Source organism: Pseudomonas sp. H1_F01 (assembly GCF_054681425.1).
Window position 1 is genome coordinate 876388 of record NZ_CP162823.1, and the last position, 26949, is coordinate 903336.

34 protein-coding genes are annotated in these 26949 nt (G+C 55.8%); all 34 read left to right on the plus strand.

Annotated elements, in window-relative coordinates:
* The first annotated feature begins 172 nt into the window (after positions 1 to 172).
* Positions 173 to 4246, plus strand: coding sequence for a DNA-directed RNA polymerase subunit beta (rpoB, locus tag AB4O09_RS04020; RefSeq protein ID WP_013694338.1), 4074 nt, complete (start codon positions 173 to 175; stop codon positions 4244 to 4246).
* A 64-nt stretch (positions 4247 to 4310) separates the two neighbouring features.
* Complete coding sequence (gene rpoC, locus AB4O09_RS04025; RefSeq protein WP_003206095.1) at positions 4311 to 8510, plus strand: DNA-directed RNA polymerase subunit beta'; 4200 nt, start codon at positions 4311 to 4313, stop codon at positions 8508 to 8510.
* A 216-nt stretch (positions 8511 to 8726) separates the two neighbouring features.
* Positions 8727 to 9098 carry a 30S ribosomal protein S12 gene (gene rpsL / locus AB4O09_RS04030; RefSeq protein WP_003186084.1) on the plus strand — a complete coding sequence of 124 codons (372 nt, stop codon included), beginning with the start codon at positions 8727 to 8729 and terminating at the stop codon, positions 9096 to 9098.
* A gap of 102 nt (positions 9099 to 9200) precedes the next feature.
* Positions 9201 to 9671, plus strand: a complete 471-nt coding sequence (gene rpsG, locus AB4O09_RS04035; RefSeq protein WP_003186074.1) for a 30S ribosomal protein S7 — start codon at positions 9201 to 9203, stop codon at positions 9669 to 9671.
* Positions 9672 to 9701: 30 nt separating this feature from the next.
* Positions 9702 to 11807, plus strand: coding sequence for an elongation factor G (gene fusA / locus AB4O09_RS04040; RefSeq protein WP_003206094.1), 2106 nt, complete (start codon positions 9702 to 9704; stop codon positions 11805 to 11807).
* A gap of 30 nt (positions 11808 to 11837) precedes the next feature.
* Positions 11838 to 13031 (plus strand): elongation factor Tu, encoded by a 1194-nt coding sequence (tuf, locus tag AB4O09_RS04045; RefSeq protein ID WP_003186071.1) that lies wholly within the window; start codon positions 11838 to 11840, stop codon positions 13029 to 13031.
* 157 nt (positions 13032 to 13188) lie between these two features.
* The gene (rpsJ, locus tag AB4O09_RS04050) at positions 13189 to 13500 is read left to right on the plus strand and encodes a 30S ribosomal protein S10 (protein ID WP_003186070.1); all 312 of its coding nucleotides are present in this window, start codon (positions 13189 to 13191) and stop codon (positions 13498 to 13500) included.
* Positions 13501 to 13580: 80 nt separating this feature from the next.
* Entirely contained in the window at positions 13581 to 14216 is a 636-nt protein-coding gene (rplC, locus tag AB4O09_RS04055) for a 50S ribosomal protein L3 (protein ID WP_003186059.1), read from the plus strand.
* Positions 14217 to 14228: 12 nt separating this feature from the next.
* On the plus strand, positions 14229 to 14831 hold the full coding sequence (rplD, locus tag AB4O09_RS04060; RefSeq protein WP_003186057.1) for a 50S ribosomal protein L4: 603 nt from the start codon (positions 14229 to 14231) through the stop codon (positions 14829 to 14831).
* Positions 14828 to 15127, plus strand: coding sequence for a 50S ribosomal protein L23 (rplW, locus tag AB4O09_RS04065; protein WP_002555488.1), 300 nt, complete (start codon positions 14828 to 14830; stop codon positions 15125 to 15127). The genes rplD and rplW overlap by 4 nt, the downstream gene beginning before the upstream one ends.
* Positions 15128 to 15141: 14 nt before the next feature.
* Positions 15142 to 15966, plus strand: coding sequence for a 50S ribosomal protein L2 (rplB, locus tag AB4O09_RS04070; protein ID WP_003186055.1), 825 nt, complete (start codon positions 15142 to 15144; stop codon positions 15964 to 15966).
* A 16-nt stretch (positions 15967 to 15982) separates the two neighbouring features.
* A complete protein-coding gene (gene rpsS / locus AB4O09_RS04075; protein ID WP_002555486.1) occupies positions 15983 to 16258 on the plus strand; it encodes a 30S ribosomal protein S19 in 276 nt (91 codons plus the stop codon).
* Positions 16259 to 16269: 11 nt separating this feature from the next.
* Positions 16270 to 16602, plus strand: coding sequence for a 50S ribosomal protein L22 (gene rplV, locus AB4O09_RS04080; RefSeq protein WP_003103908.1), 333 nt, complete (start codon positions 16270 to 16272; stop codon positions 16600 to 16602).
* 13 nt (positions 16603 to 16615) lie between these two features.
* Positions 16616 to 17302, plus strand: coding sequence for a 30S ribosomal protein S3 (rpsC, locus tag AB4O09_RS04085; RefSeq protein ID WP_003176422.1), 687 nt, complete (start codon positions 16616 to 16618; stop codon positions 17300 to 17302).
* Between the two features lie 12 nt (positions 17303 to 17314).
* Positions 17315 to 17728, plus strand: a complete 414-nt coding sequence (rplP, locus tag AB4O09_RS04090) for a 50S ribosomal protein L16 (protein ID WP_003186052.1) — start codon at positions 17315 to 17317, stop codon at positions 17726 to 17728.
* Positions 17728 to 17919, plus strand: a complete 192-nt coding sequence (rpmC, locus tag AB4O09_RS04095; RefSeq protein ID WP_002555481.1) for a 50S ribosomal protein L29 — start codon at positions 17728 to 17730, stop codon at positions 17917 to 17919. The genes rplP and rpmC overlap by 1 nt, the downstream gene beginning before the upstream one ends.
* A 2-nt stretch (positions 17920 to 17921) precedes the next feature.
* Positions 17922 to 18188 (plus strand): 30S ribosomal protein S17, encoded by a 267-nt coding sequence (gene rpsQ, locus AB4O09_RS04100; RefSeq protein WP_003194644.1) that lies wholly within the window; start codon positions 17922 to 17924, stop codon positions 18186 to 18188.
* Positions 18189 to 18211: 23 nt separating this feature from the next.
* Positions 18212 to 18580, plus strand: coding sequence for a 50S ribosomal protein L14 (rplN, locus tag AB4O09_RS04105; RefSeq protein WP_002555479.1), 369 nt, complete (start codon positions 18212 to 18214; stop codon positions 18578 to 18580).
* A gap of 11 nt (positions 18581 to 18591) precedes the next feature.
* Positions 18592 to 18906: a 50S ribosomal protein L24 gene (gene rplX / locus AB4O09_RS04110; RefSeq protein WP_003186046.1), complete on the plus strand. Its 315-nt coding sequence runs from the start codon at positions 18592 to 18594 to the stop codon at positions 18904 to 18906.
* Between the two features lie 20 nt (positions 18907 to 18926).
* Positions 18927 to 19466, plus strand: coding sequence for a 50S ribosomal protein L5 (gene rplE, locus AB4O09_RS04115; protein WP_003186044.1), 540 nt, complete (start codon positions 18927 to 18929; stop codon positions 19464 to 19466).
* Between the two features lie 13 nt (positions 19467 to 19479).
* Complete coding sequence (rpsN, locus tag AB4O09_RS04120) at positions 19480 to 19785, plus strand: 30S ribosomal protein S14 (protein WP_003186042.1); 306 nt, start codon at positions 19480 to 19482, stop codon at positions 19783 to 19785.
* 210 nt (positions 19786 to 19995) lie between these two features.
* Positions 19996 to 20388: a 30S ribosomal protein S8 gene (gene rpsH / locus AB4O09_RS04125; protein WP_003186040.1), complete on the plus strand. Its 393-nt coding sequence runs from the start codon at positions 19996 to 19998 to the stop codon at positions 20386 to 20388.
* Positions 20389 to 20400: 12 nt separating this feature from the next.
* Positions 20401 to 20934, plus strand: a complete 534-nt coding sequence (gene rplF, locus AB4O09_RS04130; RefSeq protein WP_003186039.1) for a 50S ribosomal protein L6 — start codon at positions 20401 to 20403, stop codon at positions 20932 to 20934.
* Positions 20935 to 20944: 10 nt separating this feature from the next.
* Complete coding sequence (gene rplR, locus AB4O09_RS04135) at positions 20945 to 21295, plus strand: 50S ribosomal protein L18 (RefSeq protein ID WP_003186037.1); 351 nt, start codon at positions 20945 to 20947, stop codon at positions 21293 to 21295.
* 3 nt (positions 21296 to 21298) lie between these two features.
* Positions 21299 to 21799, plus strand: coding sequence for a 30S ribosomal protein S5 (gene rpsE, locus AB4O09_RS04140; protein ID WP_003186035.1), 501 nt, complete (start codon positions 21299 to 21301; stop codon positions 21797 to 21799).
* 2 nt (positions 21800 to 21801) lie between these two features.
* Positions 21802 to 21978 (plus strand): 50S ribosomal protein L30, encoded by a 177-nt coding sequence (gene rpmD, locus AB4O09_RS04145; protein ID WP_003186033.1) that lies wholly within the window; start codon positions 21802 to 21804, stop codon positions 21976 to 21978.
* Positions 21979 to 21981: 3 nt separating this feature from the next.
* Positions 21982 to 22419 carry a 50S ribosomal protein L15 gene (gene rplO / locus AB4O09_RS04150; protein WP_003186032.1) on the plus strand — a complete coding sequence of 146 codons (438 nt, stop codon included), beginning with the start codon at positions 21982 to 21984 and terminating at the stop codon, positions 22417 to 22419.
* Positions 22420 to 23748, plus strand: coding sequence for a preprotein translocase subunit SecY (gene secY, locus AB4O09_RS04155; RefSeq protein WP_003186029.1), 1329 nt, complete (start codon positions 22420 to 22422; stop codon positions 23746 to 23748).
* 30 nt (positions 23749 to 23778) lie between these two features.
* Entirely contained in the window at positions 23779 to 23895 is a 117-nt protein-coding gene (gene rpmJ / locus AB4O09_RS04160; protein WP_002555468.1) for a 50S ribosomal protein L36, read from the plus strand.
* 130 nt (positions 23896 to 24025) lie between these two features.
* Positions 24026 to 24382 (plus strand): 30S ribosomal protein S13, encoded by a 357-nt coding sequence (rpsM, locus tag AB4O09_RS04165; RefSeq protein WP_003186020.1) that lies wholly within the window; start codon positions 24026 to 24028, stop codon positions 24380 to 24382.
* Between the two features lie 30 nt (positions 24383 to 24412).
* The gene (gene rpsK, locus AB4O09_RS04170) at positions 24413 to 24802 is read left to right on the plus strand and encodes a 30S ribosomal protein S11 (protein WP_002555466.1); all 390 of its coding nucleotides are present in this window, start codon (positions 24413 to 24415) and stop codon (positions 24800 to 24802) included.
* Positions 24803 to 24820: 18 nt separating this feature from the next.
* Positions 24821 to 25441, plus strand: coding sequence for a 30S ribosomal protein S4 (rpsD, locus tag AB4O09_RS04175; protein WP_003176404.1), 621 nt, complete (start codon positions 24821 to 24823; stop codon positions 25439 to 25441).
* Positions 25442 to 25463: 22 nt separating this feature from the next.
* Entirely contained in the window at positions 25464 to 26465 is a 1002-nt protein-coding gene (locus AB4O09_RS04180) for a DNA-directed RNA polymerase subunit alpha (protein WP_003186012.1), read from the plus strand.
* Between the two features lie 42 nt (positions 26466 to 26507).
* Complete coding sequence (rplQ, locus tag AB4O09_RS04185) at positions 26508 to 26894, plus strand: 50S ribosomal protein L17 (RefSeq protein WP_003186009.1); 387 nt, start codon at positions 26508 to 26510, stop codon at positions 26892 to 26894.
* The last annotated feature ends 55 nt before the right edge of the window (positions 26895 to 26949 follow it).

The following is a 26949-nucleotide window of genomic DNA, read 5'->3' on the forward strand; positions in this document are numbered from 1 at the left end:
CTGGTGGCTCTTGCCACCGGCCTTTTTCCGTTATTGGCAGCCGACTGGGTCGGTGCTGATCACGAGCTGTAACCACCCGATGTGGTGGCGCAAACCATGGGGTTTGCACGATTTTCTGGCTGCTCCCGTCGGGAGGGGCCAAACAAGCAGGTGACCAAGCTGGGGAACGCTGATGGCTTACTCATATACTGAGAAAAAACGTATCCGCAAGGACTTTAGCAAGTTGCCGGACGTCATGGATGTGCCGTACCTCCTGGCCATCCAGCTGGATTCGTATCGTGAATTCTTGCAAGCGGGAGCGACTAAAGATCAGTTCCGCGACGTGGGCCTGCATGCGGCCTTCAAATCCGTTTTCCCGATCATCAGCTACTCCGGCAATGCTGCGCTGGAGTACGTCGGTTATCGCCTGGGCGAACCGGCATTTGATGTCAAAGAATGCGTATTGCGCGGTGTTACTTACGCCGTACCTTTGCGGGTAAAAGTGCGCCTGATCATTTTCGACAAAGAATCGTCGAACAAAGCGATCAAGGACATCAAAGAGCAAGAAGTCTACATGGGTGAAATCCCCCTGATGACTGAGAACGGTACCTTCGTAATCAACGGTACCGAGCGTGTAATCGTTTCCCAGCTGCACCGTTCTCCGGGCGTGTTCTTCGACCACGACCGTGGCAAGACGCACAGCTCCGGCAAACTGCTTTACTCCGCGCGCATCATTCCTTACCGCGGTTCGTGGTTGGACTTCGAGTTCGACCCGAAAGACTGCGTATTCGTGCGTATCGACCGTCGTCGCAAGCTGCCTGCATCGGTACTGCTGCGCGCGCTCGGCTATACCACCGAAGAAGTGCTGGACGCGTTCTACACCACCAACGTTTTCCATGTGCAGGGTGAAAACCTCAGCCTGGAACTGGTGCCTCAGCGCCTGCGCGGTGAAATCGCTGTCCTCGATATCCAGGATGACAAAGGCAAGGTTATTGTCGAGCAGGGTCGCCGTATCACCGCTCGCCACATCAACCAGCTGGAAAAAGCCGGGATCAAAGAGCTGCAGGTGCCTCTGGACTACGTCCTGGGTCGCACCACGGCCAAGGTCATCGTGCATCCGGCCACCGGCGAAATCCTGGCAGAGTGCAACACCGAGCTGAACACCGAGATCCTGGCAAAAATCGCCAAGGCCCAGGTCGTTCGCATCGAGACGCTGTACACCAACGACATCGACTGCGGTCCGTTCATCTCCGACACGCTGAAGATCGACTCCACCGGCAACCAACTGGAAGCCCTGGTCGAGATCTATCGCATGATGCGTCCTGGCGAGCCGCCAACCAAGGATGCCGCCGAAACGCTGTTCAACAACCTGTTCTTCAGCCCTGAGCGCTATGACCTGTCTGCGGTCGGCCGGATGAAGTTCAACCGTCGTATCGGTCGTACCGAAATCGAAGGTTCGGGTGTATTGAACAAGGACGATATCGTTGCCGTCCTCAAGACCTTGGTCGACATCCGTAACGGCAAGGGCATCGTCGATGACATCGACCACCTGGGTAACCGTCGTGTTCGCTGTGTAGGCGAAATGGCCGAGAACCAGTTCCGTGTTGGCCTGGTGCGCGTAGAGCGTGCGGTCAAGGAACGTCTGTCGATGGCTGAAAGCGAAGGCCTGATGCCGCAAGACCTGATCAACGCCAAGCCTGTGGCTGCGGCGGTGAAGGAGTTCTTCGGTTCGAGCCAGCTGTCCCAGTTCATGGACCAGAACAACCCGCTGTCCGAGATCACCCACAAGCGTCGTGTCTCCGCACTCGGCCCGGGCGGTCTGACCCGTGAGCGTGCGGGCTTCGAAGTTCGTGACGTACACCCGACTCACTACGGTCGTGTATGCCCGATCGAAACGCCGGAAGGTCCGAACATCGGTCTGATCAACTCCCTGGCTGCCTATGCGCGCACCAACCAGTACGGCTTCCTCGAGAGCCCGTACCGTGTGGTGAAAGACGCCCTGGTCACCGACGAGATCGTGTTCCTGTCCGCCATCGAAGAAGCTGATCATGTGATCGCCCAGGCTTCGGCCACGATGAACGACAAGAAGGTCCTGGTCGACGAGCTGGTAGCTGTTCGTCACTTGAACGAGTTCACCGTCAAGGCGCCGGAAGACGTCACCTTGATGGACGTATCGCCGAAGCAGGTAGTTTCGGTTGCAGCGTCGCTGATCCCGTTCCTCGAGCACGACGACGCCAACCGTGCGTTGATGGGTTCGAACATGCAGCGCCAAGCTGTACCCACCCTGCGTGCCGACAAGCCGCTGGTAGGTACCGGCATGGAGCGCAACGTTGCCCGTGACTCCGGCGTTTGCGTCGTGGCTCGTCGTGGTGGCGTGATCGACTCCGTCGATGCCAGCCGTATCGTGGTTCGTGTTGCCGATGACGAAGTTGAAACTGGCGAAGCCGGTGTCGACATCTACAACCTGACCAAATACACCCGCTCCAACCAGAACACCTGCATCAACCAGCGTCCGCTGGTGAGCAAGGGTGATCGGGTTCAGCGCAGCGACATCATGGCCGACGGTCCGTCCACCGATATGGGTGAACTGGCGTTGGGTCAGAACATGCGCATCGCGTTCATGGCATGGAACGGCTTCAACTTCGAAGACTCCATCTGCCTGTCCGAGCGTGTGGTTCAGGAAGACCGCTTCACCACGATCCACATCCAGGAACTGACCTGTGTGGCCCGTGACACCAAGCTTGGCCCAGAGGAAATCACTGCGGACATCCCGAACGTGGGTGAAGCTGCACTGAACAAGCTGGACGAAGCCGGTATCGTTTACGTAGGTGCTGAAGTAGGCGCAGGCGACATCCTGGTGGGCAAGGTCACTCCGAAAGGCGAGACCCAGCTGACTCCGGAAGAAAAACTGCTGCGTGCCATCTTCGGTGAAAAAGCCAGCGACGTTAAAGACACCTCCCTGCGCGTGCCTACCGGCACCAAGGGTACCGTCATCGACGTACAAGTCTTCACTCGCGACGGCGTTGAGCGTGATGCTCGTGCACTGTCGATCGAGAAGACTCAACTCGACGAGATCCGCAAGGACCTGAACGAAGAGTTCCGTATCGTCGAAGGCGCAACTTTCGAGCGTCTGCGCTCCGCTCTGGTCGGCCACAAAGCCGAAGGCGGCGCCGGCCTGAAGAAAGGTCAGGAAATCACCGACGAAGTTCTCGACGGTCTTGAGCATGGCCAGTGGTTCAAACTGCGCATGGCTGAAGATGCTCTGAACGAGCAGCTCGAGAAGGCCCAGGCCTATATCGTTGATCGCCGCCGTCTGCTGGACGACAAGTTCGAAGACAAGAAGCGCAAACTGCAGCAGGGCGATGACCTGGCTCCAGGCGTGCTGAAAATCGTCAAGGTTTACCTGGCAATCCGTCGTCGCATCCAACCGGGCGACAAGATGGCCGGTCGTCACGGTAACAAAGGTGTGGTCTCCGTGATCATGCCGGTTGAAGACATGCCGCACGATGCCAATGGCACCCCGGTCGATGTGGTCCTCAACCCGTTGGGCGTACCTTCGCGTATGAACGTCGGTCAGATCCTTGAAACCCACCTGGGCCTCGCGGCCAAGGGCTTGGGCGAGAAGATCAACCGTATGATCGAAGAGCAGCGCAAGGTCGCTGACCTGCGTAAGTTCCTGCACGAGATCTACAACGAGATCGGCGGTCGCAACGAAGAGCTGGACACCTTCTCCGATCAGGAAATCCTGGATCTGGCGAAGAACCTGCGCGGCGGCGTTCCAATGGCTACTCCGGTGTTCGACGGTGCCAAGGAAAGCGAAATCAAGGCCATGCTGAAACTGGCAGATCTGCCAGAAAGCGGCCAGATGCAGCTGTTCGACGGCCGTACCGGCAACAAGTTCGAGCGCCCGGTTACCGTTGGCTACATGTACATGCTGAAGCTGAACCACTTGGTAGACGACAAGATGCACGCTCGTTCTACCGGTTCTTACAGCCTGGTTACCCAGCAGCCGCTGGGTGGTAAGGCGCAGTTCGGTGGTCAGCGTTTCGGGGAGATGGAGGTCTGGGCACTGGAAGCGTACGGTGCTGCATACACTCTGCAAGAAATGCTCACAGTGAAGTCGGACGATGTGAACGGCCGGACCAAGATGTACAAAAACATCGTGGACGGCGATCACCGTATGGAGCCGGGCATGCCCGAGTCTTTCAACGTGTTGATCAAGGAAATTCGTTCCCTCGGCATCGATATCGATCTGGAAACCGAATAACACGTGACGCGAATCGAGAGCGGGGCTGTTTTGCCCGCTCTCTGCTCCGCCAGGAGGAAAGGCCTTGAAAGACCTACTGAATTTGCTGAAAAACCAGGGTCAAGTCGAAGAGTTCGACGCCATCCGTATTGGATTGGCATCGCCTGAGATGATCCGTTCGTGGTCGTTCGGTGAAGTTAAAAAGCCGGAAACCATCAACTACCGTACGTTCAAACCTGAGCGTGACGGCCTGTTCTGCGCCAAGATCTTTGGCCCGGTCAAGGATTACGAGTGCCTGTGCGGTAAGTACAAGCGCTTGAAGCACCGTGGTGTGATCTGCGAGAAGTGCGGCGTTGAAGTCGCGCTGGCAAAAGTTCGTCGTGAGCGCATGGCGCACATCGAACTGGCCTCGCCAGTTGCCCACATCTGGTTCCTGAAGTCGCTGCCGTCCCGTATCGGCCTGCTGATGGACATGACCCTGCGTGATATCGAACGCGTTCTCTACTTCGAGAGCTACGTCGTTATCGATCCAGGCATGACCACCCTTGAAAAGGGTCAACTGCTCAACGACGAGCAGTACTTCGAAGCGCTGGAAGAGTTCGGCGACGATTTCGATGCCCGCATGGGTGCCGAAGCTGTCCGCGAGCTGCTGCACGCTATCGACCTGGAACACGAGATTGGCCGTCTGCGCGAAGAGATTCCGCAAACCAACTCCGAAACCAAGATCAAGAAGCTGTCCAAGCGTCTGAAGTTGATGGAAGCCTTCCAGGGTTCCGGCAACCTGCCAGAGTGGATGGTGCTGACCGTTCTGCCGGTTCTGCCGCCAGACCTGCGTCCACTGGTTCCGCTCGATGGCGGTCGTTTCGCGACTTCCGATCTCAACGATCTGTATCGTCGAGTGATCAACCGTAACAACCGCTTGAAGCGTCTGCTCGATCTGTCCGCTCCGGACATCATCGTGCGCAACGAGAAGCGTATGTTGCAGGAAGCGGTCGACGCACTGCTCGACAACGGTCGTCGTGGCCGCGCTATCACCGGTTCCAACAAGCGTCCTCTGAAATCCCTGGCTGACATGATCAAGGGTAAGCAGGGTCGTTTCCGTCAGAACTTGCTCGGTAAGCGTGTTGACTACTCCGGTCGTTCGGTAATTACCGTAGGCCCGACCCTGCGTCTGCACCAGTGCGGTCTGCCAAAGAAAATGGCCCTGGAGCTGTTCAAGCCGTTCATTTTTGGCAAGCTGGAAATGCGTGGTCTTGCGACCACCATCAAAGCGGCCAAGAAAATGGTCGAGCGCGAGCTGCCAGAGGTCTGGGACGTTCTCGCTGAAGTGATTCGCGAACACCCGGTTCTCCTCAACCGTGCGCCGACCCTTCACCGTCTGGGCATCCAGGCGTTTGAACCGGTACTGATCGAAGGTAAGGCTATCCAGCTGCACCCGCTGGTCTGTGCTGCGTACAACGCCGACTTCGACGGCGACCAGATGGCAGTGCACGTACCGCTGACACTGGAAGCCCAGTTGGAAGCGCGTGCGTTGATGATGTCGACCAACAACATCCTGTCGCCAGCCAACGGTGAGCCAATCATCGTTCCGTCGCAGGACGTTGTATTGGGTCTGTACTACATGACGCGTGAAGCGATCAACGCCAAGGGCGAAGGTCGTGTGTTCGCGGATCTGCAGGAAGTTGACCGTGTGTTCCGTGCCGGCGAAGCCGCACTGCACGCCAAGGTCAAGGTGCGGATCAATGAAACCGTGAACGATCGTGACGGTGGCAGCGTCAAGAACACTCGAATCGTCGACACCACTGTCGGCCGTGCGTTGTTGTTCCAGGTTGTTCCACCTGGTCTGTCTTACGACGTCGTCAACCAGCCGATGAAGAAGAAGGCGATCTCCAAGCTGATCAACCAGTGCTACCGCGTGGTTGGTCTGAAAGAGACCGTGATCTTCGCTGACCAGTTGATGTACACCGGTTTTGCCTATTCGACCATTTCCGGCGTTTCCATCGGTGTTAACGACTTCGTTATCCCGGATGAAAAAGCCCGCATCATCGGTGCTGCTACCGAAGAAGTGAAAGAGATCGAAAGTCAGTACGCCTCCGGCCTGGTAACCCAGGGCGAGAAGTACAACAAGGTGATCGACCTCTGGTCCAAGGCGAACGACGAAGTCTCCAAGGCGATGATGGCCAACCTCTCGAAAGAGAAAGTCATCGACCGTCATGGCAACGAAGTCGACCAGGAATCCTTCAACTCGATGTACATGATGGCCGACTCGGGCGCACGGGGTTCTGCTGCGCAGATCCGTCAGCTCGCCGGTATGCGTGGCCTGATGGCCAAGCCGGACGGCTCCATCATCGAGACCCCGATTACCGCGAACTTCCGTGAAGGCCTGAGCGTACTCCAGTACTTCATCTCCACTCACGGTGCTCGTAAGGGTCTTGCGGATACCGCGTTGAAAACGGCGAACTCCGGTTACCTGACGCGTCGTCTGGTAGACGTTGCCCAGGATCTGGTCGTGACCGAGATCGATTGCGGCACCGAACACGGCCTGGTAATGACTCCGCACATTGAAGGCGGTGACGTTGTAGAGCCGTTGGGTGAACGCGTATTGGGTCGTGTCATCGCCCGTGACGTATTCAAGCCAGGTACCGAGGACGTGATCGTTCCTGCGGGCACCCTGGTTGACGAGAAGTGGGTCGAGTTCATCGAGCTCAACAGCATCGACGAAGTGATCGTACGTTCGCCGATCAGTTGCGAAACTCGCTACGGCATCTGCGCCAAGTGCTACGGTCGCGACCTGGCACGTGGTCACCAGGTGAACATCGGTGAAGCGGTCGGCGTTATCGCTGCCCAGTCCATCGGTGAGCCGGGTACCCAGCTGACGATGCGTACGTTCCACATCGGTGGTGCGGCAAGCCGGACCTCCGCGGCCGACAGCGTTCAGGTGAAGAATGGCGGTACCGTCCGTCTGCACAACCTGAAGCACGTTGAGCGAGTGGATGGTCACCTGGTGGCTGTATCGCGTTCCGGTGAGCTGGCCATCGCTGACGACTTCGGTCGCGAGCGCGAGCGCTACAAGCTGCCGTACGGTGCTGTGATTTCGGTCAAGGAAGGTGACAAGGTCGACGCTGGCGCCATCGTGGCCAAGTGGGACCCGCACACTCACCCGATCGTTACCGAAATGAAAGGTACCGTGACCTACGTGGGCATGGAAGAAGGCATCACGATCAAGCGTCAGACCGACGAATTGACCGGTATGACCAACATTGAAGTACTCGATGCGAAAGATCGTCCAGCTGCCGGCAAGGACATCCGTCCTGCTGTGAAGATGGTCGACGACAATGGCAAGGATCTGTTGCTGCCAGGCACTGACGTAATCGCTCAGTACTTCCTGCCAGCCAACGCCCTGGTCGGTGTTGCGGACGGTGCGCGGATCGCGATCGGTGATGTTATCGCTCGTATCCCGCAGGAAACTTCGAAAACTCGCGACATCACCGGTGGTCTGCCGCGTGTTGCCGACTTGTTCGAAGCCCGTCGTCCGAAAGAAGCTTCGATTCTGGCTGAAGTCAGCGGCACCATCGCATTCGGTAAAGAGACCAAGGGCAAGCGTCGCCTGGTCATTACACCGAACGACGGTAGCGATCCGTACGAAGAGCTGATTCCGAAGTGGCGTCACCTGAACGTTTTCGAAGGCGAACAGGTAAACCGCGGCGAAGTTATCTCGGACGGTCCGAGCGATCCACACGACATCCTGCGTCTGCTGGGTGTGAGTGCGCTGGCCAAGTACATCGTGAACGAGATCCAGGACGTTTACCGTCTGCAAGGCGTGAAGATCAACGACAAGCACATCGAGACCATCCTGCGTCAGATGCTGCGTAAGGTCGAGATCGCTGAATCCGGCGACTCGAGTTTCATCAAGGGCGACCAGATGGAACTGACTCACGTACTGGTGGAAAACGAGCGCCTGGCGACCGAAGACAAGTTTGTCTCCAAGTTCACTCGCGTGCTGCTGGGTATCACCAAGGCGTCGTTGTCCACCGAATCGTTCATCTCGGCGGCTTCCTTCCAGGAAACCACCCGTGTGCTGACCGAAGCGGCGGTAACCGGCAAGCGCGATTACCTGCGCGGCCTGAAAGAAAACGTGGTCGTGGGTCGTCTGATCCCGGCCGGTACCGGTTTGGCCTATCACAGCGAACGCAAGCGTCGCCGTGATGCTGACAAGCCGTTGCGCGTAAGCGCCAGTGAAGTGGAAGCTGCACTGACCGAAGCACTGAACTCGAGTGGTAACTGAGTTCTGCGGTAATTGAGTGCCTGGCCCTGGTCACCCCGTTCGGCGGATCGAGACAAATTGTCGAGATCCGGCGGGCGGGGAGGTCGGGGCCTTGCCTTGACTGGGGACAAGATCCTCTTTAGACTCTTGATCCCCTAAATTTGGCGGGAATTCGTTCCTGCCATTTTGCTTTTCTTGTAAGACAATAGCGTCGCAAGACAACAGTGGAGCTAGTAGATGGCAACTATCAACCAGCTGGTACGTCAGCCGCGTAAGCGTATCGTCGAGAAATCCGACGTGCCTGCGCTGCAGAACTGCCCGCAACGTCGTGGCGTATGCACCCGTGTGTATACCACCACGCCGAAAAAACCTAACTCGGCACTGCGTAAAGTATGCCGTGTGCGTCTGACCAACGGTTTCGAGGTTTCCTCGTACATCGGCGGTGAAGGCCACAACCTGCAAGAACACAGCGTGGTACTGATCCGCGGCGGTCGTGTAAAAGACTTGCCAGGTGTTCGTTACCACACCGTTCGCGGCTCTTTGGATACTTCCGGCGTTAAAGGTCGTAACCAAGGTCGTTCGAAGTACGGTACCAAGCGTCCGAAATAATCGGCCGTTTTGCAGTTTTTAATTTTATTGAGTCGATAAGAGTAAGGTCGGGCACGCATCCGCTGTCCCGGGCTAACCTGAAGACCGTTTGAGGGCTTATCAATGCCAAGACGTCGCGTAGCAGCCAAGCGTGAGATTCTGGACGATCCGAAATACGGAAGCCAGATTCTCGCCAAGTTCATGAACCACGTAATGGAAAGCGGCAAGAAAGCCGTTGCCGAGCGTATCGTTTATGGCGCACTGGACAAAGTTAAGGAACGCAAGAACAGCGATCCCCTGGAAATCTTCGAGAAAGCTCTCGACGCCATCGCTCCGCTGGTCGAAGTGAAGTCGCGCCGTGTAGGCGGTGCTACTTACCAGGTTCCGGTCGAAGTTCGTCCGTCCCGTCGTAACGCCCTGGCAATGCGCTGGTTGGTAGACTTCGCCCGCAAGCGCGGCGAGAAGTCCATGGCCCTGCGTTTGGCTGGCGAACTGTTGGACGCTGCTGAAGGTAAAGGTGCTGCAGTTAAGAAGCGTGAAGACGTGCACCGTATGGCTGAAGCCAACAAGGCTTTCTCGCACTACCGCTTCTAATTTTAGCGTCACTCAATTTGCGAGGGCTTTATGGCTCGTACTACACCGATTAACCGCTACCGTAACATCGGTATCGTCGCTCACGTGGATGCTGGTAAAACCACCACCACCGAGCGCGTCCTTTTTTACACCGGCAAAAGCCACAAGATGGGCGAGGTGCATGATGGCGCCGCGACCACCGACTGGATGGTGCAGGAGCAGGAGCGTGGTATTACCATTACTTCTGCTGCCATTACCGCTTTCTGGAAGGGTTCCGAGAAGCAGTACAAGGACGAGCACCGCTTCAACGTCATCGATACCCCGGGCCACGTTGACTTCACCATTGAAGTAGAGCGTTCCCTGCGCGTACTCGACGGCGCTGTGGTTGTATTCTGCGGCACCTCGGGCGTTGAGCCTCAGTCGGAAACCGTATGGCGTCAAGCCAACAAATACGGCGTTCCACGTCTTGTTTATGTGAACAAGATGGACCGTGCTGGTGCCAACTTCCTGCGCGTGATCGGTCAGATCAAGCAGCGTCTGGGCCACACTCCGGTGCCTATTCAGCTGGCTATCGGTTCCGAAGACAACTTCCAGGGTCAGATCGATCTGATCAACATGCAAGCTGTCTACTGGAACGATGCTGACAAAGGCATGGTTCCTGTTCGCAAGGACATTCCTGCTGAATTGCTGGAAGAAGCCGAGAAGTGGCGTGGCAACATGGTTGAGGCTGCGGCCGAAGCCAACGAAGAACTGATGAACAAGTACCTCGAGGGCGAAGAGCTCACCAACGAGGAAATCAAGGCCGCTCTGCGCCAGCGTACTATCGCTGGTGAAATCGTCCTGGCTGTTTGCGGTTCTTCCTTCAAGAACAAGGGCGTTCCCCTGGTTCTCGACGCCGTTATCGACTTCCTGCCTGCGCCAACCGACATTCCTGCCATCAAGGGTACTGACCCGGATGACGAGACTATCGAGCTGGAGCGTCATGCCGACGACAGCGAGCCGTTCTCGGCTCTGGCGTTCAAGATCGCTACCGACCCATTCGTGGGTACCTTGACCTTTGTCCGTGTTTACTCGGGCGTGTTGAACTCCGGCGACGGCGTGATCAACTCTGTAAAAGGCAAGAAAGAGCGCGTAGGTCGTATGGTGCAAATGCATGCTAACGCCCGCGAAGAGATCAAGGAAGTGCGCGCTGGCGACATCGCGGCCTTGATCGGCATGAAGGACGTCACCACGGGTGAAACCTTGTGCAATGGCGACAAGCCAATCATCCTGGTTCGCATGGACTTCCCGGAGCCGGTTATTTCGGTTGCCGTTGAGCCTAAGACCAAGGATGACCAGGAAAAAATGGGTATCGCTCTGGGCAAGCTTGCTCAGGAAGACCCGTCTTTCCGCGTCAAGACTGATGAAGAGACTGGTCAGACGATCATCTCCGGCATGGGCGAGCTGCACCTGGACATCCTGGTTGACCGGATGCGCCGTGAGTTCAACGTCGAAGCCAACATCGGTAAGCCTCAGGTTTCCTATCGTGAGCGCATCACGAAGAACTGTGAAATCGAAGGCAAGTTCGTTCGCCAGTCCGGCGGTCGTGGTCAGTTCGGTCACTGCTGGATCCGTTTTGCACCGGCTGACGAAGGTCAGGAAGGTCTGCAATTCGTGAACGAAGTCGTAGGTGGTGTGGTTCCTAAGGAATACATCCCGGCGATCCAGAAGGGTATCGAAGAGCAGATGAAGAACGGCGTTGTTGCCGGCTATCCGCTGATCGGCCTGAAGGCAACTGTGTTTGATGGTTCTTACCACGACGTCGACTCCAACGAGATGGCGTTCAAGGTGGCTGCTTCCATGGCAACCAAGCAACTGGCCCAGAAGGGCGGTGGTGAGTTGCTCGAGCCGATCATGGCGGTAGAAGTCGTTACGCCTGAAGACTACATGGGTGATGTCATGGGCGACCTTAACCGTCGTCGTGGCATGATTCTGGGTATGGAAGATACGGTTTCCGGCAAGGTCATTCGTGCCGAGGTTCCGTTGGGTGAAATGTTCGGTTATGCAACCGACGTTCGTTCCATGTCTCAGGGTCGCGCAAGCTACTCTATGGAATTCAAAAAATACAATACAGCTCCGTCGCATATCGTCGAGACTGTTACCAAAAAGCAAGGCTGATTCAGCCCTTTAGGCAAGGAGTTAATTGTCGTGGCTAAAGAAAAATTTGATCGTTCCCTACCGCACGTCAACGTTGGCACCATTGGTCACGTTGACCACGGTAAAACCACTCTGACTGCGGCTCTGACTCGCGTCTGCTCCGAAGTTTTCGGTTCGGCCGTTGTTGCTTTCGACAAAATCGACAGCGCTCCGGAAGAAAAGGCTCGTGGTATCACCATCAACACCGCGCACGTTGAGTACAACTCTTCGATTCGTCACTACGCTCACGTTGACTGCCCAGGTCACGCTGACTACGTGAAGAACATGATCACTGGTGCTGCCCAGATGGACGGCGCGATCCTGGTTTGCTCGGCCGCTGATGGTCCGATGCCACAAACCCGTGAGCACATCCTGCTGTCCCGTCAGGTAGGCGTTCCGTACATCGTTGTCTTCCTGAACAAGGCTGACATGGTTGACGACGCTGAGCTGCTGGAACTGGTTGAGATGGAAGTGCGCGATCTGCTGAGCACTTACGACTTCCCAGGTGATGACACTCCAATCATCATCGGTTCGGCTCTGATGGCTCTGAACGGCCAGGACGACAACGAAATGGGTACCACCGCTGTCAAGCGTCTGGTAGAAACTCTGGACAGCTACATCCCAGAGCCAGTTCGTGTTATCGACAAGCCGTTCCTGATGCCAATCGAAGACGTGTTCTCGATCTCGGGTCGCGGTACTGTTGTGACCGGTCGTATCGAGCGCGGTATCGTCAAGGTTCAGGATCCACTGGAAATCGTAGGTCTGCGTGACACCACCGTCACCACCTGCACCGGTGTTGAAATGTTCCGTAAACTGCTCGACGAAGGTCGTGCTGGCGAGAACTGCGGCGTTCTGCTGCGTGGTACCAAGCGTGACGACGTTGAGCGTGGCCAGGTTCTGGTTAAGCCGGGTTCGGTCAAGCCGCACACCAAGTTCGAAGCTGAAGTGTATGTTCTGAGCAAAGAAGAAGGCGGTCGTCACACTCCGTTCTTCAAAGGCTACCGTCCACAGTTCTACTTCCGTACAACTGACGTGACTGGTAACTGCGAGCTGCCAGAAGGCGTTGAAATGGTAATGCCAGGCGACAACATCAAAATGGTTGTCACCCTGATCAAGACCATCGCAATGGAAGACGGTCTGCGTTTCGCTATCCGTGAAGGCGGTCGTACCGTCGGCGCTGGCGTCGTAGCCAAAATCATCGAGTAAGCTCTTTCTTGAGTAAGCTTTGATGAGTTGAAAAAGCCCCCGCCCAGCGGGGGCTTTTTTATTGGGTTGACACCTATCAGGGGCGTCTATAGAATTGCGCCTCCTTTTAACGGGCGTATTGCGCCCGGTGGGAATAGCAGCCGGAGTCTGAAATCCAATGCAAAATCAGCAAATCCGTATCAGGTTGAAGGCTTTTGACCATCGCCTGATCGACCAATCCACCCAGGAAATCGTGGAAACCGCGAAACGTACTGGTGCTCAAGTGCGTGGTCCAATTCCACTGCCTACCCGTAAAGAGCGGTTCACCGTTCTGGTCTCCCCGCACGTCAACAAAGACGCGCGTGACCAGTACGAGATCCGTACTCATAAGCGCGTTCTGGACATCGTCCAGCCAACGGATAAAACCGTTGATGCACTTATGAAGCTTGATCTTGCGGCCGGTGTGGAAGTGCAGATCAGCCTCGGCTAAGACTCGGTCTTAGTCGTGTAACGCTCTGAAATGGGCGGCCATAGCGGGTGAAAGCCCCGTACACTCATGAGGTTTACAACATGACTATTGGTGTAGTCGGTCGTAAATGCGGTATGACCCGTATTTTCACCGAAGAAGGTGTCTCCATTCCGGTCACGGTCATTGAGATCGAGCCGAATCGCGTCACCCAGTTCAAAACTGAAGAGACCGATGGCTATCGTGCAGTGCAAGTCACTGTCGGCGAGCGTCGCGCTTCGCGTGTAACAGCAGCTCAGGCTGGCCACTTCGCCAAGGCGAACGTTGCCGCTGGTCGTACCGTAATGGAATTCCGCCTTGAAGAAGGCGAGTACCAGGCCGGCGATCTGATCAACGCTGAAATCTTCGCCGCTGGCCAACTGGTTGATGTAACCGGTCAGTCCAAGGGTAAAGGCTTCCAGGGTACGATCAAGCGTTGGAACTTCCGCGGGCAAGATAACACCCACGGTAACTCCGTATCCCACCGCGTTCCAGGCTCTATCGGCCAGTGCCAGACTCCTGGTCGTGTATTCAAGGGCAAAAAAATGTCCGGTCATATGGGCGCTGAGCGCGTGACCGTGCAGTCCCTCGAAGTAGTGCGCGTGGACGCTGAACGCAATCTGTTGTTGGTCAAGGGCGCTGTTCCTGGCGCTACTGGCGGCAACTTGGTTGTACGTCCAGCAGCCAAGGCTCGCGGTTAAGGGGAAGCTGACATGCAATTAAATGTAAATGACGCTCAAGCGATCGAAGTTTCCGAACTGACATTTGGCGGCGAATTCAACGAGACGCTGGTTCACCAAGCAGTCGTGGCCTACATGGCCGGCGGCCGTCAAGGTAGCAAGCAGCAAAAGACCCGTTCCGACGTTTCCGGTGGCGGCAAGCGCCCATGGCGTCAGAAAGGTACTGGCCGTGCTCGTGCCGGTACTATCCGTAGCCCAATCTGGCGTGGCGGCGGTACCACTTTCGCAGCTCGTCCTCAGGATCACTCCCAGAAGCTGAACAAGAAGATGTATCGCGCAGCAATGCGTTCCATCCTTGCTGAGCTGGTGCGTACTGATCGTCTGGTCGTGGTTCAGGACTTCGCTGTTGAAGCACCGAAAACCAAAGATCTGCTGAACAAGCTGAACGGCATGGGCCTGACTGACGTCCTGATCGTGTCTGACGCTGTTGATCAGAACCTGTACCTGGCTGCTCGCAACCTGCCACACGTCGACGTTCGTGACGTGCAAGGTTCCGATCCGGTCAGTCTGATCGCATACGACAAGGTGTTGATCACCGTGTCGGCCGTGAAGAAATTCGAGGAGCTGCTGGGATGAACCAGGAACGCGTATTTAAAGTTCTGCTTGGCCCGCACGTTTCCGAGAAGGCTACGGTTCTGGCAGACAAGAAAGGCCAGTTCGTTTTCAAGGTTGCTACCGACGCAACCAAGCTGGAAATCAAGAAGGCCGTCGAAAGCCTGTTCAGCGTGAAAGTAGAGCGCGTGACTACCCTGAACGTTCTGGGTAAAAGCAAGCGCACTGCTCGCGGTCTGGGCAAGCGTAATGACTGGAAGAAGGCAGTTATCTCCCTTCAGCCAGGCCAAGATCTCGATTTCAGCAGCAGTGCTGAGTAAGGAAGGGGTGCATCATGGCAATCGTTAAATGCAAACCGACTTCCCCTGGCCGCCGTTTTGTGGTCAAGGTGGTCAACCAGGAGCTGCATAAAGGCGCTCCTCACGCACCGCTGCTCGAGAAAAAATCGAAGTCTGGTGGTCGTAACAACAATGGCCGTATTACCACTCGTCACATCGGTGGTGGTCATAAGCAGCATTATCGTCTGGTCGACTTCCGTCGCAACGACAAGGATGGCATCGCTGCCACCGTCGAGCGTATCGAATACGATCCAAACCGTACTGCTCACATCGCTCTGCTGCTGTACGCAGATGGCGAGCGTCGCTACATCATCGCCCCTAAAGGCGTGAGTGCTGGCGACCAGCTGATCGCAGGTGCCCTGGCACCGATCAAGCCGGGCAACGCTCTGCAACTGCGTAACATTCCAGTTGGTAGCACCGTACACGGCATCGAATTGAAGCCAGGTAAAGGCGCACAGATCGCTCGTTCCGCTGGTGCTTCGGCTCAGCTGATCGCTCGTGAAGGTGTCTACGTGACCCTGCGTCTGCGTTCTGGTGAGATGCGTAAAGTACTGGCTGAATGCCGTGCGACCCTGGGCGAAGTCTCGAACTCCGAGCACAGCCTGCGTTCGTTGGGTAAAGCTGGTGCCAAGCGCTGGCGTGGCGTTCGCCCAACCGTTCGTGGTGTTGCCATGAACCCGGTTGACCACCCACATGGTGGTGGTGAAGGTCGTACCTCTGGTGGTCGTCATCCGGTATCGCCATGGGGCTTCCCGACTAAGGGCGCGAAGACTCGTGGTAATAAGCGTACCGACAAAATGATCGTCCGTCGTCGCAAGTAAATAGAGGGATACGACAGTGCCACGTTCTCTGAAAAAAGGTCCTTTTATTGATCTTCACCTACTGAAGAAGATCGAAGTGGCGGCGGAAAAGAACGATCGCAAACCAGTTAAGACCTGGTCGCGTCGTTCGATGATCCTGCCACAAATGGTCGGTTTGACCATCGCAGTACACAACGGTCGCCAACACGTCCCAGTTCTCGTGAACGAAGACATGGTCGGCCACAAACTGGGCGAGTTCGCCGGTACCCGCACATACCGTGGGCACGTGGCTGACAAGAAAGCCAAGCGTTAAGGGGTAAGGAAATGGAAGTAGCCGCTAAGTTGTCGGGCGCTCGAATCTCCGCCCAGAAAGCCCGCTTGGTCGCCGACCAGATCCGCGGGAAGAAGGTGGGCGAAGCGCTCAACCTGTTGGCTTTCAGCAGTAAGAAAGCCGCCGAGATCATGAAGAAAGTGCTGGAGTCGGCCGTAGCCAACGCCGAGCATAACGAAGGCGCAGACGTTGATGACCTGAAGGTCAGCACCGTTTTCGTCAACGAAGGGCGTTCGCTGAAGCGCATCATGCCACGTGCCAAAGGCCGTGCTGATCGCATCGTCAAGCGGTCTTGCCATATCACTGTCAAGGTTGCTGACAAGTAACGGAGTCGAAGAGATGGGTCAGAAAGTACATCCCATTGGCATTCGCCTGGGAATCGTCAAGGAGCACACCTCCGTCTGGTACGCAGACGGTCGGACTTATGCGGACTACTTGTTCGCTGATCTGAAGGTGCGTGAGTATCTCCAAGACAAACTAAAAAGCGCGTCCGTAAGCCGTATCGATATCCATCGTCCGGCGCAGACTGCACGTATCACCATCCACACCGCTCGTCCAGGTATCGTTATCGGGAAGAAAGGTGAAGATGTTGAGAAACTGCGTCAGGACCTGACCAAGCAAATGGGTGTGCCTGTGCACATCAATATCGAAGAGATCCGCAAGCCGGAGCTCGACGGTATGCTGGTTGCGCAGAGCGTAGCTCAGCAGCTGGAGCGTCGCGTAATGTTCCGTCGCGCTATGAAGCGCGCTGTACAGAACGCAATGCGCATTGGTGCCAAAGGCATCAAAATCCAAGTGAGCGGTCGTCTCGGCGGTGCTGAAATCGCACGTACTGAATGGTATCGCGAAGGTCGTGTGCCACTGCACACCCTGCGTGCCGACATCGACTATGCCAACTACGAAGCTCACACCACCTACGGTGTGATCGGTGTAAAGGTTTGGATCTTCAAAGGCGAAGTAATTGGTGGTCGCCAAGAAGAACTGAAGCCACAAGCACCAGCGCCTCGTAAAAAAGCTGCTAAGTAAGGGGTACGCCAAATGTTGCAACCAAAGCGTACGAAGTTCCGCAAGCAGATGACCGGTCACAACCGTGGCCTGGCATTGCGCGGTAGCAAAGTCAGCTTCGGCGAGTTCGCGCTGAAGTCTGTTGCTCGTGGTCGTCTCACCGCTCGTCAGATCGAGTCAGCGCGTCGTGCTCTGACCCGTCACGTAAAACGTGGCGGCAAGATCTGGATCCGTGTATTCCCGGACAAACCTGTCACCAAGAAGCCACTCGAAGTTCGGATGGGTAAAGGTAAGGGTAACGTGGAGTACTGGGTTGCCCAGATTCAGCCAGGCAAAGTCCTGTATGAAATCGAGGGTGTTTCTGAAGAGCTGGCGCGTGAGGCTTTCGCCCTGGCTGCTGCAAAGCTGCCGCTCGCCACCTCCTTTGTTAAACGGACGGTGATGTGATGAAAGCGAATGAACTTCGTGAAAAATCAGCACAGCAGCTGAACGAGCAACTGCTCGGCCTGCTGCGCGACCAGTTCAATCTGCGTATGCAGAAAGCAACTGGCCAGTTGGGGCAGTCTCATCTGCTCTCGCAAGTTAAGCGTGACATCGCTCGCGTGAAAACTGTGCTCAACCAGCAGGCAGGTAAGTAATCATGGCTGAAGCCGAAAAAACTGTCCGTACGCTGACTGGCCGTGTTGTCAGCGACAAGATGGACAAAACCATCACCGTTTTGATCGAGCGTCGCGTTAAGCACCCGATCTACGGTAAATACGTTAAGCGTTCGACTAAGCTGCACGCGCACGACGAAACCAATCAGTGCCACATCGGCGACAAAGTCACTATTCGTGAAACTCGTCCGATGGCCAAGACCAAGTCTTGGGCGCTGGTTGATGTTCTCGAACGCGCTGTGGAAGTCTAAGGGCTAGGGGTCGGAGAAATTATATGATTCAGACTCAATCCATGCTCGATGTGGCCGATAACAGCGGCGCTCGCCGTGTTATGTGCATCAAGGTGCTGGGTGGCTCCCATCGTCGTTACGCTGGTATCGGTGACATCATCAAAGTTACCGTCAAGGAAGCAATTCCTCGCGGTAAGGTGAAAAAAGGCCAAGTGATGACTGCTGTCGTAGTCCGCACTCGCCATGGCGTTCGTCGTGCTGACGGCTCCATCATCCGCTTTGATGGCAACGCTGCTGTTCTGTTGAACAACAAGCAAGAGCCGATCGGCACCCGTATCTTTGGGCCAGTGACCCGTGAACTTCGTACTGAGAAGTTCATGAAGATCGTCTCGCTCGCCCCAGAAGTGCTGTAAGGAGATCCGACATGCAAAAGATTCGTCGTGACGACGAGATCATCGTGATCGCCGGCAAAGACAAAGGTAAGCGCGGTAAGGTGCTGAAGGTTCTTGCTGACAACCGTCTGGTTGTTGGTGGTCTGAACCTGGTCAAGCGTCATACCAAGCCTAACCCGATGTCGGGCGTACAGGGCGGTATCGTCGAGAAAGAAGCGCCACTGCACGCTTCCAACGTCGCCATCTTCAACGGCGAAACCAACAAGGCTGACCGCGTTGGTTTCAAAGTAGAAGACGGTAAGAAAATTCGTGTCTTCAAGTCGACCCAAAAAGCGGTTGATGCTTGAACACTGCTAGGTAGAAGACCATGGCACGACTAAAAGAGATTTACCGGAAGGAAATCGCACCGAAACTTAAGGAAGAACTTAAGCTTTCGAACGTGATGGAAGTTCCGCGCGTTACCAAAATCACCCTGAACATGGGTCTGGGCGAAGCGATCGGCGACAAAAAAGTCATCGAGCACGCTGTTGCCGACCTGGAAAAGATCACCGGTCAGAAAGTCGTTGTGACTTACGCTCGGAAATCCATCGCTGGCTTTAAAGTCCGTGAAGGTTGGCCGATCGGCGTCAAGGTGACCCTGCGCCGTGAGCGTATGTACGAGTTCCTGGATCGTCTGCTGTCGATCTCCCTGCCTCGGGTTCGCGACTTCCGCGGCCTGAATGCCAAGTCCTTCGATGGTCGTGGCAACTACAGCATGGGCGTTAAAGAGCAGATCATTTTCCCGGAAATCGATTACGACAAGATCGACGCTCTCCGCGGTCTGGACATTACCCTGACCACCACTGCTCGGACGGATGACGAAGGTCGCGCACTGCTGCGCGCTTTCAAATTCCCGTTCCGCAACTGATTGGAGTAGGAAAATGGCCAAGAAGAGCATGAAAAACCGTGAGCTGAAGCGTCAGCTCACCGTTGCCAAGTACGCCACCAAGCGTGCAGCGCTGAAAGCTATCATCGTTGATCTGAACGCAAGTCCAGAAGCGCGTTGGGAAGCTACCGTAGCCCTGCAGAAGCAGCCACGTGACGCAAGCGCCTCGCGCATGCGTAACCGCTGCCGCCTGACTGGTCGTCCGCACGGCGTGTACCGCAAGTTCGGCCTTGGCCGTAACATGCTGCGTCAAGCTGCAATGCGTGGTGACGTTCCAGGTCTGGTTAAAGCCAGCTGGTAAGCACTGTCAAAGTCGCGGCGTTCGGGATCGCAAGATCCTGACCGTCGGTGACCTTGAACATGAATCAAGCCCCTATTGGGGCTTGATTCATTTGTGGGGTGTGTCTAGAATACCCGGCTCGCCTGAGCCCGTGTTTTTATTGCACGGATGCGCTCGGCGACACGTACTAGCCGAAAGGCTAATTTTTTGTGTATTAGGAGCGTCTAGCCCATGAGTATGCAGGACCCGTTAGCGGACATGCTAACTCGTATCCGTAATGCCCAGATGGCTGAAAAGTCCGTCGTAAGCATGCCATCTTCTACTTTGAAGGTAGCTGTTGCCAAAGTCCTGAAGGACGAAGGTTACATTGCGGGTTATCAGATCAGCAGCGAAATCAAGCCACTGCTGTCCATCGAGCTGAAGTACTTCGAAGGCCGTCCGGTCATCGAGGAAGTGAAGCGCGTTAGCCGTCCAGGCCTGCGTCAGTACAAGTCCGTCGATGATCTGCCAAAAGTTCGTGGCGGTCTCGGTGTGTCTATCGTCTCCACCAACAAGGGTGTGATGACGGATCGTGCTGCGCGCGCTGCCGGTGTCGGCGGCGAAGTTCTTTGCACTGTGTTCTAAGGGGGGATAAGCATGTCACGCGTCGCTAAGAACCCCGTTAAGCTGCCAGCCGGTGTCGAAGTCAAATTCGCAGGCCAACAGCTTTCGGTGAAGGGTGCCAAGGGCACTCTGCAACTGAACATCCATTCGTCCGTTGAGATCGTTGAAGAAGCTGGTGAGCTGCGTTTCGCTGCTCGCAATGGCGATCAACAGACTCGCGCAATGGCTGGTACCACTCGTGCGTTGGTAAACAACATGGTCCAAGGCGTAAGCCAAGGCTTCGAGCGCAAGCTCCAGCTGGTCGGTGTTGGTTACAAAGCGCAAGCAAAAGGCACAGTGCTGAACCTGGCTCTTGGCTTCTCGCACCCAGTGGATTATGAACTGCCGGAAGGCATCACCGCTGAGACTCCTAGCCAGACCGATATCCTGATCAAGGGCATCGACAAGCAGCTGGTAGGTCAAGTGGCCGCCGAGATCCGCGACTTCCGTCCACCAGAGCCGTACAAAGGCAAAGGTGTGCGCTACGCGGACGAAGTCGTCCGTCGTAAAGAAGCCAAGAAGAAGTAGGGCATAGCAAATGACCGACAAAAAAGTTACTCGACTGCGTCGCGCTCGCAAAGCACGCCTGAAAATGCACGAACTCGAAGTCGTGCGTCTCTGCGTGTTCCGCTCGTCGCAGCACATCTACGCCCAGGTCATTTCGGCCGACGGCAACAAAGTCCTGGCAAGTGCCTCGACTTTGGATAAAGAACTGCGTGATGGTGCCACTGGCAACATCGACGCGGCCACTAAGGTTGGCCAGCTGGTCGCTACGCGTGCTAAAGCCGCTGGCGTCTCGCAGGTGGCTTTCGACCGCTCTGGCTTCAAGTACCACGGTCGCGTCAAGGCGCTGGCTGATGCTGCTCGTGAAGCTGGGCTGGAGTTCTAAGTTATGTCAAATAACGACCAAAAGCGCGACGAAGGCTACATCGAGAAGCTGGTTCAAGTTAACCGCGTAGCCAAAACCGTTAAAGGCGGCCGTATCTTCACTTTCACTGCGTTGACCGTAGTGGGTGATGGTAAAGGCCGTGTTGGCTTCGGCCGTGGCAAGTCGCGTGAAGTGCCTGCTGCGATCCAGAAGGCAATGGAAGCTGCTCGCCGCAACATGATCCAGGTTGATCTGAACGGCACCACTCTGCAGTACGCAATGAAGTCCGCCCATGGCGCTTCGAAGGTGTACATGCAGCCTGCTTCTGAAGGTACCGGTATCATCGCTGGCGGCGCTATGCGTGCTGTCCTCGAAGTTGCTGGCGTTCAGAACGTTCTGGCCAAGTGCTACGGCTCGACTAACCCGGTAAACGTGGTTCACGCCACTTTCAAGGGTTTGAAAGCAATGCAGTCTCCTGAATCCATTGCCGCCAAGCGTGGCAAAAGCGTCAAGGAGATCTTCTGATCATGGCTACCGTAAAAGTTACGCTGATCAAAAGCATGACCGGCCGCATCCCTAACCACAAACTGTGCGTTAAGGGTCTGGGTCTGCGTCGCATCGGTCACACTGTAGAAGTCCTGGATACTCCCGAGAATCGCGGGATGATCAACAAGGCTTACTACATGCTGCGTGTCGAGGGTTAATCGATGAAACTCAATGATCTGAGTCCAGCGCCGGGTTCCCGTCGCGAAAAGCATCGTCCGGGCCGTGGTATCGGTAGTGGTTTGGGCAAGACCGGTGGCCGTGGCCACAAAGGTCAGACCTCCCGCTCCGGTGGCACCATTGCTCCAGGCTTTGAAGGCGGTCAACAGCCGCTGCATCGTCGCCTGCCGAAGTTCGGTTTCGTTTCCCTGAAAGCCATGGACCGCGCAGAAGTGCGTCTGTCCGAGCTGGCCAAAGTGGACGGCGACATCGTCACCGTGCAGTCCCTGAAGGATGCCAACGTGATCAACCAGAACGTTCAGCGTGTGAAAATCATGCTGTCGGGCGAAGTTGCTCGTGCTGTCACCATCGGAAAGGGAATCGGCGCCACCAAAGGTGCGCGTGCGGCTATCGAAGCAGCTGGCGGCAAGTTCGAGGAATAAATGGCTAAGCAAGGTGCTCTCTCTGCGCTCGGCAAAGGCGGTATGTCTGAACTCTGGGCTCGTCTGCGTTTTCTGTTCCTGGCGATTATCGTCTACCGAATAGGCGCACACATCCCGGTTCCAGGTATCAACCCGGACCGACTCGCGGACCTGTTTCGACAGAATGAGGGGACCATTCTTAGCTTGTTCAACATGTTTTCCGGCGGCGCGCTGGAGCGGATGAGCATCTTTGCACTGGGGATCATGCCGTACATTTCGGCATCGATCATCATGCAATTGATGAGCGCCGTCAGCCCGCAGCTGGAGCAGTTGAAGAAGGAAGGTGAAGCTGGCCGTCGCAAGATCAGCCAGTACACCCGCTACGGCACTGTCGTCCTCGCTCTCGTTCAAGCCATTGGCATGTCCATCGGCTTGGCGGGGCAGGGCGTTTCGTTCACTGCTGACTTCAGCTTTCATTTCGTTGCGGTAACCACTTTTGTGGCGGGCGCGATGTTCATGATGTGGCTGGGTGAGCAGATTACTGAGCGTGGTGTTGGCAACGGTATCTCGATGTTGATCTTCGCAGGTATCGTCGCCGGTCTTCCGAGAGCGATCGGGCAGTCTTTCGAGTCTGCGCGTCAGGGTGATATCAACATTTTCGCCCTGGTTGCCATCGGTCTGCTGGCAGTAGCGATTATCGGTTTCGTGGTGTTCATTGAGCGTGGCCAGCGTCGTATTGCTGTTCACTACGCCAAGCGTCAGCAGGGCCGCAAGGTATTTGCTGCGCAGACTAGCCACTTGCCGTTGAAGGTGAACATGGCCGGCGTAATTCCGGCTATTTTCGCGAGCAGCATCCTGCTGTTCCCGGCTTCGTTGGGTGCCTGGTTCGGCCAGTCTGAAGGTATGGGCTGGTTGCAGGACATCTCGCAGTCGATCGCTCCTGGTCAGCCGTTGAATATTCTGCTGTTTAGTGCAGGGATTATTTTCTTCTGCTTCTTCTATACGGCGTTGATGTTCAATCCGAAAGACGTAGCGGAAAACCTGAAGAAGTCCGGTGCCTTTATTCCGGGCATCCGTCCAGGTGAGCAGTCTGCGCGCTACATTGATGGCGTTCTGACTCGCTTGACCATGTTCGGTGCTCTTTACATGACGGCCGTCTGTCTGTTGCCCCAGTTCCTGGTGGTTGCGGCAAACGTACCGTTCTACCTTGGCGGGACCTCGTTGCTGATCGTGGTCGTGGTTGTGATGGACTTCATGTCCCAAGTACAATCGCACCTCGTTTCGCACCAGTACGAATCCCTGATGAAGAAAGCCAACCTGAAGGGCTACGGCAGCGGCATGTTGCGCTGAGTAGCGTCCATAAGGTTCGAGGAGTTGGTGATGAAAGTTCGTGCATCGGTGAAAAAGCTGTGCCGTAACTGCAAGATTATTCGCCGCGAAGGTGTTGTTCGGGTAATTTGCAGCGCGGAACCGCGTCACAAACAGCGCCAAGGCTGAGTGTGATTGTGCTTTAAGCCCGGCAGCTAGTGCGCTGCCGGGTTGATTATTTGTTATTACAGCGATATTATCTCGCGCCCTATTTCTTGGCTTCCGGGGCGTAGGTAGCTGTCAATTGGAGTCCCACTGAATGGCCCGTATTGCAGGCGTCAACATTCCAGATAACAAGCATACTGTTATCTCGCTGACCTACATCTATGGTGTTGGTCGCACTACTGCACAGAAAATTTGTGCAGTGACTGGGGTCAACCCAGCGGCAAAGATCAAAGATCTGAGCGACGAGCAGATTGAACAGCTGCGTGGCGAAGTGGCGAAGTTCACCACTGAAGGTGACCTGCGTCGCGAAATCAACATGAAAATCAAGCGCTTGATGGACCTCGGTTGCTATCGCGGTCTGCGTCATCGTCGTGGTCTGCCAGTACGCGGTCAGCGTACCAAGACCAACGCGCGTACCCGTAAAGGTCCGCGTAAGCCGATCCGCAAGTAATCGCCCCAGCGAATCGACAGGAATTTAATCATGGCAAAACCTGCTGCTCGTCCTCGTAAAAAAGTTAAAAAGACAGTGGTTGATGGCATCGCCCACATCCATGCTTCTTTTAACAACACCATCGTGACCATTACCGACCGTCAAGGTAACGCTCTTTCCTGGGCTACCTCCGGTGGTTCGGGTTTCCGCGGTTCCCGCAAGTCCACCCCGTTCGCTGCTCAAGTAGCTGCTGAGCGTGCTGGTCAAGCTGCGCTGGAATACGGCCTGAAAAACCTCGACGTCAACGTCAAGGGTCCAGGTCCAGGTCGTGAATCCGCAGTCCGCGCTTTGAACGGCTGTGGCTACAAGATCGCCAGCATCACCGACGTGACGCCAATCCCGCACAACGGGTGCCGTCCGCCGAAGAAGCGCCGCGTGTAATCCAGGAGATTGTAAAGAATGGCTCGTTACATTGGTCCAAAATGCAAACTCGCTCGTCGCGAAGGCACCGATCTTTTTCTGAAGAGCGGCGTGCGCGCGATCGAATCGAAGTGCAACATTGAAGCAGCACCTGGTATCCACGGCCAACGCCGCGGTCGCCAGTCCGACTACGGCACCCAACTGCGTGAAAAGCAGAAGGTCCGTCGTATCTACGGCGTTCTCGAGCGTCAATTCAGCGGCTACTACAAAGAAGCTGCTGGCAAGAAAGGCGCAACCGGCGAAAACCTGTTGCAACTGCTCGAATGCCGCCTGGACAACGTTGTATACCGTATGGGTTTCGGTTCTACTCGTGCCGAATCTCGTCAGCTGGTATCGCACAAGTCGATCAGCGTTAACGGTCAGACCGTAAACGTTCCGTCCTACCAGGTTCGTGCTGGTGACGTGGTTGCTGTTCGCGAGAAAGCAAAGAACCAACTTCGCATTGTCCAAGCTCTCGATCTGTGTGCCCAACGTGGCCGCGTAGAATGGGTAGAAGTAGACACTGAGAAGAAGTCGGGCGTTTTCAAGAACGTTCCTGCTCGCAGTGATCTGTCCGCCGACATCAACGAAAGCCTGATTGTCGAGCTCTACTCCAAGTAAGGGCTAGAAAATAGGTGCATCCATGCAGATTTCGGTAAATGAGTTCCTGACACCCCGCCATATTGATGTGCAGGTTGTCAGTCCAACCCGCGCCAAGATCACACTCGAGCCTCTCGAGCGTGGTTTCGGCCACACCCTGGGCAACGCGCTGCGCCGCATCCTGTTGTCCTCAATGCCCGGCTGTGCAGTAGTCGAGGCCGAGATTGACGGTGTGCTCCACGAGTACAGCGCCATCGAAGGTGTACAGGAAGACGTAATTGAAATCCTGTTGAACCTTAAAGGTCTGGCTATCAAGCTGCACGGTCGTGACGAAGTTACGCTGACCTTGTCGAAGAAGGGTTCGGGGGTGGTTACCGCTGCCGATATTCAGCTGGATCATGATGTCGAGATCGTTAACCCCGATCACGTAATCGCTAACCTGGCGTCTAACGGCGCCCTGAACATGAAGCTCACCGTAGCTCGTGGTCGTGGTTATGAACCGGCAGACTCGCGTCAGAGCGATGAAGACGAAAGCCGCAGCATCGGTCGCTTGCAGCTTGACTCTTCGTTCAGCCCAGTTCGCCGTATCGCATACGTGGTGGAAAACGCCCGTGTCGAACAGCGTACCAACCTGGACAAGCTGGTTATTGATCTGGAAACCAACGGTACCCTGGATCCTGAAGAGGCTATCCGCCGTGCTGCAACCATCCTGCAACAGCAGTTGGCTGCGTTCGTCGACCTCAAAGGTGACAGTGAGCCAGTGGTTGTCGAGCAGGAAGACGAGATCGATCCGATCCTGCTTCGCCCGGTTGACGATCTGGAACTGACTGTACGTTCGGCTAACTGCCTTAAGGCGGAAAACATCTACTACATCGGCGACCTGATTCAGCGTACCGAAGTAGAGCTGTTGAAGACTCCGAACCTTGGCAAGAAATCCTTGACTGAAATCAAGGACGTTCTGGCCTCCCGCGGTCTGTCCCTCGGCATGCGCCTCGACAACTGGCCGCCTGCAAGTCTTAAGAAGGACGACAAGGCGACTGCCTGATCGTCGTAATCACCGAACGTTGTGTTTGGTAAGGAATGAACCATGCGTCATCGTAAAAGTGGTCGTCACCTGAGCCGCACCAGCTCGCACCGCAAGGCCATGTTCCAAAACATGGCGGTGTCGCTGTTCGAGCACGAGCTGATCAAAACTACACTGCCGAAAGCCAAAGAACTGCGTCGCGTTGCTGAGCCGCTGATCACTCTGGCCAAGACAGATAGCCTGGCTAACCGCCGTCTGGCTTTCGACCGTACTCGTTCGAAAGCTATCGTTGGTAAGCTCTTCAACGACCTGGGCAAGCGTTACGCTACCCGTGAGGGTGGCTACCTGCGCATCCTCAAGTGCGGTTTCCGCGCTGGCGACAACGCGCCTATGGCGTACGTCGAGTTGGTTGATCGTGCTACCAGCGGTGAAGCTGTATCCGCTGAGTAAGTCGGCAACATACAAAAAACCGGGCCTTGTGCCCGGTTTTTTGTTGCCTGAAGGA

Excerpts from the sequence above, each read along its gene's own strand:
- rpmD (WP_003186033.1), top strand. The coding sequence starts at position 21,802 with ATGGCTACCGTAAAAGTTACGCTGATCAAAAGCATGACCGGCCGCATC.
- rpsG (WP_003186074.1), top strand. The coding sequence starts at position 9,201 with ATGCCAAGACGTCGCGTAGCAGCCAAGCGTGAGATTCTGGACGATCCG.
- rpsH (WP_003186040.1), top strand. The coding sequence starts at position 19,996 with ATGAGTATGCAGGACCCGTTAGCGGACATGCTAACTCGTATCCGTAAT.
- rpsL (WP_003186084.1), top strand. The coding sequence starts at position 8,727 with ATGGCAACTATCAACCAGCTGGTACGTCAGCCGCGTAAGCGTATCGTC.
- rplX (WP_003186046.1), top strand. The coding sequence starts at position 18,592 with ATGCAAAAGATTCGTCGTGACGACGAGATCATCGTGATCGCCGGCAAA.
- rplV (WP_003103908.1), top strand. The coding sequence starts at position 16,270 with ATGGAAGTAGCCGCTAAGTTGTCGGGCGCTCGAATCTCCGCCCAGAAA.
- rpsN (WP_003186042.1), top strand. The coding sequence starts at position 19,480 with ATGGCCAAGAAGAGCATGAAAAACCGTGAGCTGAAGCGTCAGCTCACC.
- rpsK (WP_002555466.1), top strand. The coding sequence starts at position 24,413 with ATGGCAAAACCTGCTGCTCGTCCTCGTAAAAAAGTTAAAAAGACAGTG.
- rplC (WP_003186059.1), top strand. The coding sequence starts at position 13,581 with ATGACTATTGGTGTAGTCGGTCGTAAATGCGGTATGACCCGTATTTTC.
- AB4O09_RS04180 (WP_003186012.1), top strand. The coding sequence starts at position 25,464 with ATGCAGATTTCGGTAAATGAGTTCCTGACACCCCGCCATATTGATGTG.
- rplD (WP_003186057.1), top strand. The coding sequence starts at position 14,229 with ATGCAATTAAATGTAAATGACGCTCAAGCGATCGAAGTTTCCGAACTG.
- fusA (WP_003206094.1), top strand. The coding sequence starts at position 9,702 with ATGGCTCGTACTACACCGATTAACCGCTACCGTAACATCGGTATCGTC.
- rplO (WP_003186032.1), top strand. The coding sequence starts at position 21,982 with ATGAAACTCAATGATCTGAGTCCAGCGCCGGGTTCCCGTCGCGAAAAG.
- rpsM (WP_003186020.1), top strand. The coding sequence starts at position 24,026 with ATGGCCCGTATTGCAGGCGTCAACATTCCAGATAACAAGCATACTGTT.
- rplF (WP_003186039.1), top strand. The coding sequence starts at position 20,401 with ATGTCACGCGTCGCTAAGAACCCCGTTAAGCTGCCAGCCGGTGTCGAA.
- rpsJ (WP_003186070.1), top strand. The coding sequence starts at position 13,189 with ATGCAAAATCAGCAAATCCGTATCAGGTTGAAGGCTTTTGACCATCGC.
- rplP (WP_003186052.1), top strand. The coding sequence starts at position 17,315 with ATGTTGCAACCAAAGCGTACGAAGTTCCGCAAGCAGATGACCGGTCAC.
- rpsD (WP_003176404.1), top strand. The coding sequence starts at position 24,821 with ATGGCTCGTTACATTGGTCCAAAATGCAAACTCGCTCGTCGCGAAGGC.
- rplB (WP_003186055.1), top strand. The coding sequence starts at position 15,142 with ATGGCAATCGTTAAATGCAAACCGACTTCCCCTGGCCGCCGTTTTGTG.
- rpsC (WP_003176422.1), top strand. The coding sequence starts at position 16,616 with ATGGGTCAGAAAGTACATCCCATTGGCATTCGCCTGGGAATCGTCAAG.
- rplE (WP_003186044.1), top strand. The coding sequence starts at position 18,927 with ATGGCACGACTAAAAGAGATTTACCGGAAGGAAATCGCACCGAAACTT.
- rpmJ (WP_002555468.1), top strand. The coding sequence starts at position 23,779 with ATGAAAGTTCGTGCATCGGTGAAAAAGCTGTGCCGTAACTGCAAGATT.
- rplR (WP_003186037.1), top strand. The coding sequence starts at position 20,945 with ATGACCGACAAAAAAGTTACTCGACTGCGTCGCGCTCGCAAAGCACGC.
- rplN (WP_002555479.1), top strand. The coding sequence starts at position 18,212 with ATGATTCAGACTCAATCCATGCTCGATGTGGCCGATAACAGCGGCGCT.
- rpsQ (WP_003194644.1), top strand. The coding sequence starts at position 17,922 with ATGGCTGAAGCCGAAAAAACTGTCCGTACGCTGACTGGCCGTGTTGTC.
- rplW (WP_002555488.1), top strand. The coding sequence starts at position 14,828 with ATGAACCAGGAACGCGTATTTAAAGTTCTGCTTGGCCCGCACGTTTCC.
- rplQ (WP_003186009.1), top strand. The coding sequence starts at position 26,508 with ATGCGTCATCGTAAAAGTGGTCGTCACCTGAGCCGCACCAGCTCGCAC.
- secY (WP_003186029.1), top strand. The coding sequence starts at position 22,420 with ATGGCTAAGCAAGGTGCTCTCTCTGCGCTCGGCAAAGGCGGTATGTCT.
- rpsE (WP_003186035.1), top strand. The coding sequence starts at position 21,299 with ATGTCAAATAACGACCAAAAGCGCGACGAAGGCTACATCGAGAAGCTG.
- rpoB (WP_013694338.1), top strand. The coding sequence starts at position 173 with ATGGCTTACTCATATACTGAGAAAAAACGTATCCGCAAGGACTTTAGC.
- rpmC (WP_002555481.1), top strand. The coding sequence starts at position 17,728 with ATGAAAGCGAATGAACTTCGTGAAAAATCAGCACAGCAGCTGAACGAG.